At 44.2% G+C, this 13,486-nt stretch carries 10 protein-coding genes; 8 read left to right on the forward strand and 2 right to left on the reverse strand.

Annotated elements, in window-relative coordinates; translation table 11 throughout:
• Positions 1 to 56: 56 nt before the first annotated feature.
• The 8 genes from E5260_RS03070 to E5260_RS03105 all read left to right on the forward strand — a co-directional run bounded on the left by E5260_RS03070 (position 57) and on the right by E5260_RS03105 (position 10,758).
• On the forward strand, positions 57 to 1,679 hold the full coding sequence (locus tag E5260_RS03070) for an ABC-F family ATP-binding cassette domain-containing protein (protein WP_003642187.1): 1,623 nt from the start codon (positions 57 to 59) through the stop codon (positions 1,677 to 1,679).
• Positions 1,680 to 1,772: 93 nt separating this feature from the next.
• On the forward strand, positions 1,773 to 2,978 hold the full coding sequence (locus tag E5260_RS03075) for a CPBP family intramembrane glutamic endopeptidase (RefSeq protein WP_003644777.1): 1,206 nt from the start codon (positions 1,773 to 1,775) through the stop codon (positions 2,976 to 2,978).
• 600 nt (positions 2,979 to 3,578) lie between these two features.
• Complete coding sequence (locus E5260_RS03080) at positions 3,579 to 4,106, forward strand: GNAT family N-acetyltransferase (RefSeq protein ID WP_003642184.1); 528 nt, start codon at positions 3,579 to 3,581, stop codon at positions 4,104 to 4,106.
• 262 nt (positions 4,107 to 4,368) lie between these two features.
• Positions 4,369 to 4,914 carry a GNAT family N-acetyltransferase gene (locus E5260_RS03085; RefSeq protein ID WP_003642183.1) on the forward strand — a complete coding sequence of 182 codons (546 nt, stop codon included), beginning with the start codon at positions 4,369 to 4,371 and terminating at the stop codon, positions 4,912 to 4,914.
• Between the two features lie 76 nt (positions 4,915 to 4,990).
• A complete protein-coding gene (locus E5260_RS03090) occupies positions 4,991 to 5,935 on the forward strand; it encodes a DNA/RNA non-specific endonuclease (protein WP_003644776.1) in 945 nt (314 codons plus the stop codon).
• A gap of 496 nt (positions 5,936 to 6,431) precedes the next feature.
• Positions 6,432 to 6,761 carry an ArsR/SmtB family transcription factor gene (locus E5260_RS03095; RefSeq protein ID WP_003642181.1) on the forward strand — a complete coding sequence of 110 codons (330 nt, stop codon included), beginning with the start codon at positions 6,432 to 6,434 and terminating at the stop codon, positions 6,759 to 6,761.
• A gap of 97 nt (positions 6,762 to 6,858) precedes the next feature.
• On the forward strand, positions 6,859 to 7,413 hold the full coding sequence (locus tag E5260_RS03100) for a TetR/AcrR family transcriptional regulator (protein WP_003642180.1): 555 nt from the start codon (positions 6,859 to 6,861) through the stop codon (positions 7,411 to 7,413).
• Positions 7,414 to 7,437: 24 nt separating this feature from the next.
• A complete protein-coding gene (locus E5260_RS03105; protein WP_003644775.1) occupies positions 7,438 to 10,758 on the forward strand; it encodes a YhgE/Pip domain-containing protein in 3,321 nt (1,106 codons plus the stop codon).
• 151 nt (positions 10,759 to 10,909) lie between these two features.
• Here E5260_RS03105 and E5260_RS03110 read toward each other — a convergent pair whose 3' ends face one another.
• Both E5260_RS03110 and E5260_RS03115 read right to left on the reverse strand, forming a co-directional pair.
• A complete protein-coding gene (locus E5260_RS03110; protein ID WP_003642178.1) occupies positions 10,910 to 11,434 on the reverse strand; it encodes a hypothetical protein in 525 nt (174 codons plus the stop codon).
• Between the two features lie 489 nt (positions 11,435 to 11,923).
• Complete coding sequence (locus E5260_RS03115) at positions 11,924 to 13,318, reverse strand: MFS transporter (RefSeq protein WP_003642176.1); 1,395 nt, start codon at positions 13,316 to 13,318, stop codon at positions 11,924 to 11,926.
• Positions 13,319 to 13,486: the final 168 nt, after the last annotated feature.

Below are 13,486 nucleotides of genomic sequence, written 5' to 3' on the forward strand. Positions count from 1 at the left end.
AATTCCGACCTCTTTTCTATCGGACAATTTCACTTTAAAAAAGAAGAGGTAATGGAATGCTCACCGTAAATAATGTTAGTATGCAGTTTTCAACACGTAAGCTTTATGAAGATGTCAATTTAAAATTCACGCCGGGAAACTGCTACGGCGTTATTGGTGCCAATGGTGCTGGTAAGTCGACGTTCTTAAAAATCTTGGAAGGTAAATTACAACCGACTACTGGGACGGTCTCGATGGGGCCTAACGAGCGGATGTCTAGCTTGAATCAAAATCACTTTGCTTTTGAAGATGAAGAAGTGTTAGCAACTGTTATTCGTGGTCACGAAAAGTTATACGAAATCATGACTGAAAAAGATGCGTTGTATGCCAAGCCTGATTTTAGCGATGAAGATGGGATTCGGGCTGCTGAATTAGAAGGCGAATTTGCCGAAATGGATGGCTGGAACGCAGAGTCGGAAGCGGACCAGTTGTTACAAAACCTTGGTATCGATGAATCGATGCAACACTTGAAGATGAGCGAGTTAACTGAACCGCAAAAGGTGAAAGTCTTATTAGGTCAAGCGCTGTTTGGAAGCCCCGACGTGCTATTACTGGATGAACCGACGAACGGGTTGGACGTCCAATCAATTAGCTGGTTGGAAGACTTTTTGGCTGGTTACGAAAAGACGGTCATTGTCGTTTCTCATGACCGGCATTTTCTAAATCAAGTTTGTACCCACATGTGTGACGTCGACTTTGGCAAGATCACACTATTTGTTGGGAATTATGATTTTTGGGTGGAATCTAGCCAGTTAGCGGCCAAGTTGCAAGCGAATGCCAATGCCAAGAAAGCTGACCAAATTAAAGAGTTGCAAGAATTCGTGGCGCGATTCAGTGCCAATGCTTCGAAATCTAAGCAAGCCACCTCACGGAAGAAACAATTGGAGAAAATTACGTTGGATGATATCAAACCATCATCACGTAAATATCCGTTCATTAAGTTCACGCCAGACCGTGAAATCGGTAATGACCTTGTGAAGGTCGAGAATGTCTCCAAGTCGATTGAAGGCGTTAAGATTCTTGATAACATTAGCTTCACGCTCCGTCCCAATGAAAAAACGGCGTTGATCAGCCGCAACGATTTGGCAACGACAACACTGATGCAAATTATTGCTGGGTCGATGGCACCAGATAGTGGCACGGTGACCTGGGGACAAACGACTTCGCGGACTTATTTGCCTAAAGATATTAATGAAGAATACGCGGGTAGTGAATTGCCAATTATTGATTGGTTACGCCAGTTTGCATCGAAAGAAGAAAGTGACAATACTTTCTTGCGAGGTTTCCTGGGTAAAATGTTGTTCTCTGGTAGCGATGTTGAACGACCAGTGAACGTGCTATCTGGTGGTGAAAAAGTACGGGGAATGTTATCAAAGATGATGCTTAGTCGGGCTAACGTCTTATTATTAGATGATCCGACCAACCATTTGGACCTGGAATCCATTACCGCACTGAATGATAGTCTGATTGATTTTAAAGGCGCCATCGTCTTTACTTCTCATGACCATGAATTTATTCAAACGATTGCCGACCACATTGTCGAAGTGAGTGCGAAAGGCGTTGTTGATCGTGGTGATACGACTTATGATGAATACTTGGCCCATGAAGCAACACAGGGCCGGGTGCAAGATCTTTATTAGTTAGTCGTGGAATCCGATAAATCTAAACAAAATCACGTGTGAGCGTCCCCCAATCTGGTATGATTAATGCATATCAGATTGGGGGATTTTTTTATGACGCCGGAAACCGAACAATTATTACGACGCTGGTACATGGGGCAGCTCATCGTGTTATTTGGCGCGGCCTTTATTCAACTATTTACGTTTGATGGTGGTGTGTTTTTCCCAGTTGGTGGTATGCAGTTGCTGATATGGGGACTGTTAGCCTGGTGGCCAGCTGCCGAGGAGGACCAAGCACAGTGGCGGCGTTTGCGACATGTTAATTATTATGTCCAAACAGTACTGCAGTTCACACTCTTGCCGATTTTACTGGCGAACCTCGTGGCTTGGTTAAGTCAGCTGTCATGGTTAGACGAGCAGGGATTGATTGCTGTGGGGATGGCTTATTTAATGGTCGCATTCGTACCGGTGGCAGTGGTGGTCACTAAACCGATCGAATCTGTGATTGGCCGGATTGCGGTCCTAATTACGGCTATTTTTAGTGGTGTCGTCAGTGCGCAGCAGACTTTTTTGATTTTACCGAATCTGCAAGCACCATCAGTATTCGAGATGGTCAGTGATACTGGTATTTTAGGCGCCCTGGGCTTTGTGATTGCTGTTGGGGTCTTACTGCGGGGATGGGGATTGACGGGCCCATCGTGGCGGTTTAATCGTCAGGCTCAAACTAGTTTAGTGGTTGGGCTGATCGTGGTGGGAACGGCTTTTAGTCTATGGAATGCCTTTAGTGCAGGTGGTTCATGGGCGACGACATTCACACATTGGGACTTCCAGCTACGGTCAGCGACTTGGAAAATGTTTTTGAGTGGGTTAGAACCGGGAATCGCGGAGGAATGGTTGTATCGTTTTGCCGTTTTAACCTTGTTATTACAAGCTTTTCGGCATCGGCGTTACCAGATCGACTGGGCAGTGTGGCTAAGCGGTGGCCTATTTGGAATGTGGCATATTACAAACGTTTTTGCGGGCCAACCCTTGTCAGCCACGGTTGAGCAAATCATTTTTGCAGCGACACTAGGCTGGTTTTTAGCCTCGACGTACCTATACTCAGGTAGTATCTTGCTGCCGATGGTGATCCATGCTGCTATTGATATTTTGAGCATGATGGCATCAGGTAGCCAGACAATGGTTAAGCCGGATGTGTTCGAATGGCAAACAATCGGTGCTACCGTCATTATTTTTGTTGGCATAACGATTTATTTCTTGACCGGTTCTCGGCGACAAGTTATTCAAGTACATGTCAATCAACGGCTTTCAGCTCAATAAAGGCCGACTGTTAAGACCATAGTGGGCGACTTTGTTCGTTAAAGATAAACTGGGTGTCCGTAGCCAGAGACGATTAAGCAATACCAGGCTAACTTTTAGTTGGTTTAGACCAGTTGTAACATTTTTGTAATCTTCGTGTTATCTAAACGCAATGCTGGCTCGCTATACTAAAGACAAAGTTATGAAGCAATACATACGCTTTGTCAGCGGATTTAGGTTGGGAGCCGGATCGATTTACTTTGTCAGGACATTGTTAATAAGCAATTATTGATAGTGATAAGTAGCTCAGTTAGCTGAATCATAACGTTTGACAAGCATTTATACCTCTCGGGATGGGCTGGGTCCATGACGAGGCACATACACAATGGCAAGCTTGGGGTTTGCAAGTCGATCAGAGAAAGGGACGGTTGGTTACCGGCCCTTTTATTGTGGTTAAAATTTGCGAGAATTGGATTTAGAACTGCGCCCGATTTGAAGCGGTAGGAACTGCGATGCTGGCACAGGTGACTTTGCCAAATCATTGAGAGTGGAACGAAATAATTTACATTTGCCAGTAGATTATTATAATTAACGAATCAATAATAATTTGGAGATGGCAATTTGACTCAGTTTGAAACGGAACGGTTGATATTACGACCAATGACAGCGGCGGATCATGATGCGTTAGCGGACATGATTTTTGATCCGCAGGTTGTCGCTTATTTACGTTACCGACGGGTTCAGAGTCCGGCCGCGTTCGAGCAACTGTTTACGACGCACTTTTTGGCAGACACGACCACTGTTTTTGGCATTGAACGTCGCCGTGATCATCAACTGATTGGGTTTTATGAGTTTCATGGTAGTGGTGCGACTGGTGAATTGACGTACGCTTTAAGCCCAGCTGCGTGGGGGCACGGTTATGTTGCGGAAGCCGGCAATTGTTTGATGCATTATGGGTTTGAAACGCTGAACTATGAGACCATCGAGGCTCACTATGCGAGTGCCAACCCTAATTCTGGCCGAGTGATGGCTAAGATGGGCATGCAAGCGGCTGGAGAACTGCACACGTTTACCAGTGATAAAGGTGAAGTGATCCACGTCATGCGGTACTTACTGACCAAAGCAACCTGGCGCCAACTTAGTGCTTGACCTGAAACGCGTTTCAGCAGCTATACTAAAATTGTTGCGACAGCTTGCAACACACGCTTAAGACTTATGACCACCATTCTTTCAGCCAGAATGGTGGTTTTTTTAGCTGTCGTTGTCCCTAAGTGAGCTAAAGTCAAGGACGGCCAGCTTCGGTTCGCTGGAAAAGGGGCCGTTTAATGTAAGTTTATATGTCCACGAATGTGATTGTTGTTAGGGTGGTTTTTCGATATAGTAGACCTATGAATTGAGAGGGCGTGATCAAATGACGGCAACAATTACAATTCGACCGCTTCAGCGCGCAGAATTAACGACGCTATGGCAACTAGGTTTTAGTGATCCAAATGCGGAGTGGACGCGCTGGAATGGACCGTATTTTCATGACCAACTACCGACTCAAACAGACTTTGAGACAATTATTGGCCCCCGTGATTGGTTGATTCGACCGCGTAACTGGGTCATCACACGGGATGGTGTGATTGTCGGCAGTGTTAATTGGCACTTTGTGGATGGTTCCCTCAAACGCTGGTTAGAGGTAGGCATCATTATCTATAATCAGGAGCATTGGGGTGAGCATATTGGGCGCACCGCGTTGACTAAATGGTTGACCCACTTATTCCAAGAGGAGACGACTTTGCCGCACATTGGATTGACAACGTGGTCGGGGAATATGCGGATGATGCAGTTAGCGGAAGCCGTGGGATTAAAGCAGGAGGCCTGGATTCCACAAGTTCGTTATTGGCAAGGGCAGTATTATGACTCGGTCAAGTATGGGATTCTAAGGAACGACTGGCAAGTACAAAAAGATTAAAAGAAAACGTTTGTTCCCCTTGTAAAAGTACGGTATGATAGAACCGTACTTAAAAAAGATGGGGTGGAAGAGAATCATGGTGAAATTAATGCGACGCGTTGGCATAGCGGGTCTCTTGAGTTTGAGCTTGCTGTTGGGTGGTTGTAGCTTGTTAACGTCTGGTACGGATACGACGAGTTCGACGACTAGTCAGCAGTCTGAATCCAGTCGTAATCAAACGACCAGTGCGACTGGTAATACGCAACAAACTTACAAACAACTGGCAAAAATGACTTATCAATCGGGCAGTGCTGCGGCCATCAAAGTTAATAGCGGTAAGAGTACGCTGGCAGCGAGTCAGTGGAAAAATTCTAAGATTGATTACGGTAATTTAGATTCATTGAATCGGACAACCACGGACACGGCTTACTTGAGCAAGGCCAATTTAGGACGGTCTGAAGGACGGACGGCGCAAACGTGGAGCCCAACTGGCTGGCATAATCAACCGCTTACCGTTAATGGTAAGCGGGTCTATCCGCAAAATCGTGGGCACTTGATTGCTTACACGTTATCCTTTAACTTGACGTCTAATGGGCAGTATCGCGCTGGTGAAGATGGTAGCTTAGATAACCCGAAAAACTTGGCAACTCAGACGGCCTACTCGAATCAAAAAACGATGCAGATTTATGAAGATCAGGTGCGTACGGCGTTAGAACAAGGTAAAAAAGTCATTTATCGTGTGACAACGGTTTTCCGTGGCAACGAATTGATGCCTCGTGGTTACTGGTCGCAAGCAGTCTCAACCGATGGCAGTGTCAATTTCAACGTCTATATTTGGAACGTTGAACCTGGCGTTAGTTTCGACTATGCTACTGGTCGTGGGAAAGCGGATTCGACGATGCAGGTTGCTGGGGCTGACAAAGTCAGCAGTAGTCAGAATACGAGTGCGAGTCGCTCGTCTCAATCGACGACCACTAGTAAGCAAGTCGAGCGCGAGTTGGTTAAGTATGGTTACAAATATGTGAAGAAGGCGTTGAATTAAGCGGCAAGACAGTCATCTAGGTCAGCATAATGGGCACGGTCGGCTGTTAAATGTCGTTGTTTCATACAACAATTTAATCTAAATGTCCTGTTTTACGACAAAAGGTTCAAAGTAGGACTAGCAAAGTTTCACTGAGCGATTATACTGTAGTTATTCGAGTTACTTAACCGCCGTTAATTTGCTGATGTTTCTGTCATTATTAACAAGTAACGCGATGTCTTAGATCATGGGGCCTTCCCAAACACCTATGATTTTCCATACAACGGCTCCGGCTCCCAACCGGACGTTGCTATCAATCGTTTTGATTGCTAGTACTAATTACCCTTGGAGACGTCTGACTGCGTGGTCAGGCGTCTTTTTTTGCGTCAAATGCGACAAAAATAATAATTTGTCGCGTTTGCCGACAAAGTGGATTTAGGTGTTGCAAACGGATTCAAAAAGCTTTATCATTGATACATTCGAACATTAGAATATAAGAATATAGGAGGCTAATCGCATGGTCAGTAGTGAAGAAGCACTGCAAGAATTTCGAGAAACAATTCCGATCTTTGAAGTCTTAGCCGATGAACGGCGTCAACAAATCATGATTGAACTTTCGCAACACGCGCAGGGCATGACTGTTGGTGAATTAACTGAACGGATGCATATTTCGCAACCGGCCGTTTCGCATCAATTGAAGACGTTAAAGGAACGACACTTTGTCGCAGTTGAACATCAGGGGACCCGTAACTATTATCGGGTGACGTTTGACGCGCCACTAACGCAAGTTGAGCATTTGATTCACACGCTTAAGGCGGACTTGGAATTGAAACCGTACTTGCACTAAACTGCATGAACACCAGCAATCGTTGCACGGGGATGCAGCGGTGTTTTTATGGCAAATATATTCTTCTATTCGAATATAAGAATTTAAAAACGGGGTGATGGTAATTTCAATTCGTACGGAGCTGGATTTACAGCGGGCGATGTACCAATTGTTGGAGCAACGTTCAATCTCACAAATTACGGTTGAGCAGATCTGTAAGCAAGCATTTATACATCGCAGTAGTTTTTATCGTTATTATACGGATAAATTTGATTTGCTCAGGCAGATGGTGATGCACACGTTAGATGAACTATTGGCTGCTGAGCGAACTGATACGGTTGGTTCGGCAATTATGTCGACGTTTATCGGGGCGCACACGCAAGTTTTACGACATTTATTAGTGACGAACAATGAGGGTGACAATACCCGTTCTCAACAAGTGATCAATGACTGTTTTGTCACGGTCGCCGAGACGGGGGCGGATGATCGGGTTTTTGCGATGATTCGCCAGTCGCAGCATCCCGATTTGACGGCGTACTTAGTCAGTGGGGTCGTCACAAGTATTGTCCAGTGGCTCAATAACGGTCATCGTGATGGTCAGGCGGCCAGCACGCAGGTGATGATTCAGGGGACGCTTGCGACGGTGTTTTCACTTGAGCAACACACAGTTTAATTATTTGAAGGAAGGTTTCAGGTTGTGAAAATGATACGCGACGAATGGCGGTCAATTCGTCATAGCAAAATACTATGGATTTCAGTTTCAGTCATGATTTTGATCCCGTTTTTATACAGCATCTTCTTCTTGAAGTCGGTGTGGGATCCATACGGGGATACGCAAAACTTACCAGTGGCTGTCGTTAATGAAGATAAGTCAGTGAACTATCAAGGCGAAAAGTTTGCAGTTGGTAAGCAAGTCGTGACGAATTTAAAGAAAAATAACGATTTGGATTGGCACTTTGTGTCGGCTAAAAAAGCCAAGCAGGGATTGAAAGACCGGAAATATTACACGGTCGTCACGATTCCTAGCAATTTCTCAAAAAATGCCACAACGATGACGGATACCAATCCGAAAAAGATGAACTTGCATTATGAGACCAACGAATCGTTGAATTATATTGCTAAGGTCATTACCGATACTGGTGTTTCACGAGTTAATAAGAGTATTCGGGCGCAAGTCACTAAGGCCTACGCATTAGCAATCTTCAAGCAGATTCGGACTGCCGGTAAGGGCTATCAAAAAGCCGCCGATGGGGCTACCAAGCTTAAAGATGGTGGCGTCGAACTGCAGGATGGCTTGACGACGTATACGACGGGTGTTCATACGTTGAAGAACGGGACGGTCGAGCTTAAAACCAGTGTGACACCGTTATCAAATGGTGTTTCCAAGTTAGCGGATGGTTCCAATAAAGTAACGAATGGTCTTGGACAATTGAATAGCAAAACGGGGACACTTTCCAGTGGTGTTTCACAACTGGAAAATGGGTCAGGACAGGTTACAAATGGCTTAGTGACATTAGATAATCAAATTCCGGCGCTCAGCGGTGCTGTTACTCAGCTGTTCAGTGGTTCAGGTCAAGTGACTTCTGGCTCAAGTCAAGTAACTACTGGCTTAGGGACGCTCGCGGGCAATAGTACTAAATTAGCAAGTGGTGTCAATCAATTAGCGAATGGCTCTGAAACATTGAGAGTGGGGGTAGCCCAGTATACTGGTGGCGTTTATACTGTGACCAATTATTTGAAACAGTTGAATCAAGGTGCTAAGCAGTTCAGTGGTGTTGGTGAATTAGCCACCGGAGCAGATACGCTTCAAAAAGGTATCAGTGGCTATACTAATGGTGTCGCTACCGTTAATGGCTATGCCTCTCAAGCAAATACTGTTGCGACAGAATTAAAAAAGAGTACAAAAGACTTGCCAACACAGGCTGCTGAGTTAGCTGATGGAGCAAGGAAAATTGATGGTGCTGTTGGTCAGTTTTCTACAGCAAGTGGCAGTATGACGTCAGAAATTAGTGAAAAAGGACAAGCATTGAAAGATCCTGCCAATCAACAAAAGATTGCTAATTTACAGCAAGGCATGGCAGATATGAAATTAGCTTTACAGAGCTTTCAAAAGCAACTTTCGACTCAGCAAAGTCAATCTAATAATAGTGATATTGCAACTGTTGTTAGCGATATGCAAACGAATATCTCTAAGATTTCTAGCTCAACGACAACTAATAATACCGACTTAACAGCTAAAATTAATAGCCGAATCAAGGAAGTTCAAAGTTCGAATGGATTAACAGATGAACAAGTTGCCGCTTTGGAAGCGAAACTAAGTGATGTTGGCGCAACTACAAGTACAGCCTCAAATGAAAGTACTAAGACAGCATTAGCTAGTGATGCTTCGAAATTACAATCGATGCTGAAAAGTAATGCGGCTGCAACCTCACAACAAACGGATTTAGTTACTAAATTTAGTGATTTGCAAGATGGTGTTGACAGCCTGATAAGTGACCTCAGTAGTATGAGTGATTCGGTTTCCGAGCTAGAAACATCTTCGACAAACTTTACGTCTGAGTTAAACCAATTGAAGACAAAAACATCCAAATTGAGTGCGGGACTCACAAGTCTCAATGAAAATGTTCCCACACTAGTAGCTGGAATTAATGGTGAGTCACAGCTTGCTGCTGGAATTTCAGGAGGGACGAACAAATTAATACAAAATAATGATAGTTTAAATGGCGGTTCTGCGCTTATCAATGAAAAACTTGGCGTAATTAGTTCGGCCGTGCCAACACTTGTATCTTCAATTGATCAAATAACTAATGGTAGCGAACAAATTGCTGCCAAGTCTGGACAATTGAATGCTGGTGCAAGTCAAGTGGCAGACGGAAATGCACAACTGAATAGCCAGATACCAGTGCTTGTTTCTGGTGTGGATGCGCTATTTAAAGGTTCAAGTCAAGTTACAAGTGGTTCATCTAAAGTAACTAATGGACTAGGTCAATTGAACAGTAAGACTGGCGAATTAGCAACTGGAGTTACGAAACTCAAGAATGGTTCTGCACAGGTTACAAATGGCTTATCAACACTTAATGGGCAGATTCCCGTTCTGGTTAGTGCTGTACAACAACTATTTAGTGGCTCGAGGCAAGTTACTAGTGGGCTGAACACACTAAATGGACAAGTGCCGGCCTTAATGGCTGGTGTCAGTCAATTAAATGACGGGGCCACCCAGCTTGACAACAACTCTGCCAAACTCCTATCCGGGACAAAGCAGATCAAGAACGGTAACAAGACACTCGCGACTTCCTTACAAGAAGGTGCGGATCAAGTTAACGCGACACCATTAAAGAACGCGAATGCGAAAATGATGGCGGCGCCAACTAAGACGTCCTATAAAGACTACACGCACGTGCCAAACTATGGTCATGCGTTAGCACCTTACGTCTTGTCACTGGCTTTGTATGTTGGGGCAATCGTCTTCAACTTCGCTTATCCAATTCGACGGATTGCGGATGACGACGGCACGCCAACACAATGGTTCTGGAGTAAAGTTGCTGTTGGTGGTCCCGTAGCACTTGCGATGGCGGTCATCGAAGCGACAGTGTTATTAGTTGCTGGTTTGAAACCAATCAGTGTACCTGAATACTACTTGACGGCAATCATGATTGCCTTAGCGTCAATGTTCCTAGTCATGTTCTTATCGATGCTATTCGATAACCCAGGACGGTTCGTCGCAATGGTTATCTTGATGCTACAACTTGGTGGTTCTGGTGGGACCTTCCCAATGGAAATTACCAACAAGTTCTTCAACGCTATTCACCCGTATTTGCCATTAACGTACTCGATTCAAGCGTTCCGGCAAGCCTTAACTGGTGGTTGGGGTAGTGGTATTTTCTGGTCATCAATCGTTGTCTTAGCAGGAATTACGATTGTGTCGCTGGGATTACTGTGGGCTTCCATGGTCTTCCTCAAGCAACACGATATGCAAGTTCCAGCCGAGGCTGAAATTCAGATGAAAGCTGGTAAGTAATTACTGGTAATCATATTATCGCGCTTCCAAGACGAAAAACCGCGTCTTGGGGGCGCGGTTTTTTTCTCGAAAAGGGTTAAATTTTAATTTTACTGATACCATAATTCGAAGACATTACTTTTTTCTACGAGTGAGCGCAACTAATGAATAACTAGGCACATCTAATCGCGTACCAGGCCAATTGTGCGGCGATAAACCCGACTCCGATGCCATCTCCAAGGTATCTGATTAGTAATTTAGCCGCTGCCTTCCACGTCTTTCTTTGGATTAATCCTTGAATGCCTCCGCGTAATAATGCTTGGAAAGTTTGATAGCCAATCATGTCCAATAATTGATTTTTCATACAGGACCAAAAACTTCTAGTTTGAATACTATTTAGCTTGTATTCATATTTCATTATCTCGTTGATATGCTGCAATTGGTTCTGGTTATTGGAACCGTATTTTGATACTAAAGTGTTCACATCTAAGTTTGTTGCTAATCCAGTCTGGGGATCATACTGAATGCTATTTGATACATCTGCTAATTCTTGAGAGATACAATCTATGGCTTGTTGTGACGATGATGTTGTATTGGCAGAAATTTCCAAAGTTATGGTAGTAGATATTAGGATACTGCTCAATAAAATAATGACCAAAGTAAATTTGTGAATGTTAGCTTGACTGGTATAATTCATTGAACTTCCTCCTTATTCCGGTAGTGTACATTTTTGAATTGCGTATGTATAATAAGACAAAACGAAACCGGTTTCAATAGATGGGAGTAGGATATGATGGCTGTTTTTAAATCAAGTTTCAAACAAAGCATGATTGTTTTTGGAATATCAGTTATTTATTTTTTTGTTTTACATGGTGGATATGATTTTCTCACACAATACAAATATTGGTTTACAGAATACTGTGCTAATGTTTTGGGTATTTCCATTATTTATTTTGTAATGTCACTAGCTTTCAATTATGTCATCATAATATGGAAACTCTATTTGAGAAAGCATTGAGATAGTAATTTGCTTAATAGTGTGTTTATTGACGCTAGAGTACGCGAAAAGGCCCAGGTCAAAGAAAACCTGAGCCTTTTCGATGTAGATTTAAAGCATTTAAATAATTAATCTCCAAAAATGCAGCAATCAATCCACTTTCAAGACTAACGATGCTATCAGTCAATCCTAGTTTTGCCCCGCTTCAAGTCGTTTAACATGCAGAACATTAATCAAAATGGCGATCGCCAACACGAATAATAGCAAGAAATCCAACTTGCTTCCCATAATTGTTCCAGTTACGGTCGGGTGATGAATTTCATAGCCGGCAATTACAGCGGACATAATACTGGTCCCGATTGAACCGGCGTACTGTTGCATCATACTGAACATCGAGTTTTGATCGGATTTTTGAGGCAGAGGGACGCGGGTGCTACCATCCGAAATCGCAGTCCCAAAACCAGTATTAAAGCCGACGCGTAGTAGCGCGTAAATGACAGCCATGATGATGACTGTGAAGTAATCGGTTGTCAGCCAGAATAATAGTAAGGCGGCGCTCGCCATGATGGCACTAAATGTTAATAAGGTCGTTGGGCCTTGTTTATCGTAAATTCGACCGGCGATTGGCCCAGTGATGGCGCCGACGATTGCGCCGGGAAGCATCATGAGCCCCGCCGTCATGGCCGAAGCCCCAAGGACGGTTTGGGCGAAAAGTGGCAGAACGAACGACAACCCGATATTAATGAATTGTAAACCAAAGTAATTAAATAGCCGAAGTCGCAAGATTGGCAATTTGAGAATTGAATAATCAATCAGTTGGCGACGCCCCTTGATGGCGTACGTCACCATTGCACCAATCATCACGATGCTCCATAGACACCAGAGGCCGAAGTTCGGCGACAGCCAGCCGTGAGTTCCCGCGTTGTTAAACGTGAACAACAGACTAGTGAAGGTGATGGCTAAAAGGATTGCGCCCAGATAGTCGAATTTTTTATCGCCAACACCTAAGGCCTTCCCCGAAATGTTGAACGCCCCTAAGATTGCCAGTAATGCCAATAACGGTACGATACCAACGAAAATTGCCCGCCATGACCAGACGCTAGTTAAAATCCCGCCATAAGTTGGTCCGAGAGCCGGGGCTAGAGACACGATGACACTAGCTAAACCGGTATAAGTTCCTAGTTGATTGCGAGGGACGTAAGTGAAAATCAACTGGAACATCAGTGGAATCGAAATCCCAGTGGCTACGGCCTGTAAAAGGCGGCCAGTTAATAATACGGAGAAATTCGGCGCTAACCAACAAAGAATGCCCCCAAGCAGACACACGAGGGCGGCAAATAAGAATAAGGGCTTGGGGTTAAACCGCTTTAGAACATAGGCCGTGGTACTCATGACAATGGTTGTCAGTAATAGGTAACCGGTCGTCAGCCACTGGACGGTATCTAGTGAAACCCTCATTGTTTTAATCAGCGTGGGGAACGTCACATTCATCGATGTTTCCACGAGAATCCCGACAAATGAGAGTAAACCAACGGATAAGATTGCCAGTTTGGTTTTTAAAGTGACGGTACTTGGTTGGGACACAATCAACACTCCTTATAAAAATAATTGGCGTATTTTGGACAGCTCACCAAGCCCAATAGTCGGTGGTAAAAATCAGTAATCTGAATTTTTACGATTGAAAGGGACGATCGTAATGACCGTCCCACTAACGTCCCCAGTTTAAGCTTATTTTCAATCTGGTGCAATCAC

Source organism: Lactiplantibacillus plantarum (genome assembly GCF_014131735.1).
GTDB classification, from domain to species: domain Bacteria; phylum Bacillota; class Bacilli; order Lactobacillales; family Lactobacillaceae; genus Lactiplantibacillus; species Lactiplantibacillus plantarum.

Bases quoted from the DNA above. Each gene is read 5' to 3' on its own strand.
- E5260_RS03070 (WP_003642187.1), top strand. From the start codon at position 57: ATGCTCACCGTAAATAATGTTAGTATGCAGTTTTCAACACGTAAGCTT.
- E5260_RS03075 (WP_003644777.1), top strand. From the start codon at position 1,773: ATGACGCCGGAAACCGAACAATTATTACGACGCTGGTACATGGGGCAG.
- E5260_RS03085 (WP_003642183.1), top strand. From the start codon at position 4,369: ATGACGGCAACAATTACAATTCGACCGCTTCAGCGCGCAGAATTAACG.
- E5260_RS03090 (WP_003644776.1), top strand. From the start codon at position 4,991: ATGGTGAAATTAATGCGACGCGTTGGCATAGCGGGTCTCTTGAGTTTG.
- E5260_RS03095 (WP_003642181.1), top strand. From the start codon at position 6,432: ATGGTCAGTAGTGAAGAAGCACTGCAAGAATTTCGAGAAACAATTCCG.
- E5260_RS03100 (WP_003642180.1), top strand. From the start codon at position 6,859: ATGGTAATTTCAATTCGTACGGAGCTGGATTTACAGCGGGCGATGTAC.
- E5260_RS03110 (WP_003642178.1), bottom strand. From the start codon at position 11,434: ATGAATTATACCAGTCAAGCTAACATTCACAAATTTACTTTGGTCATT.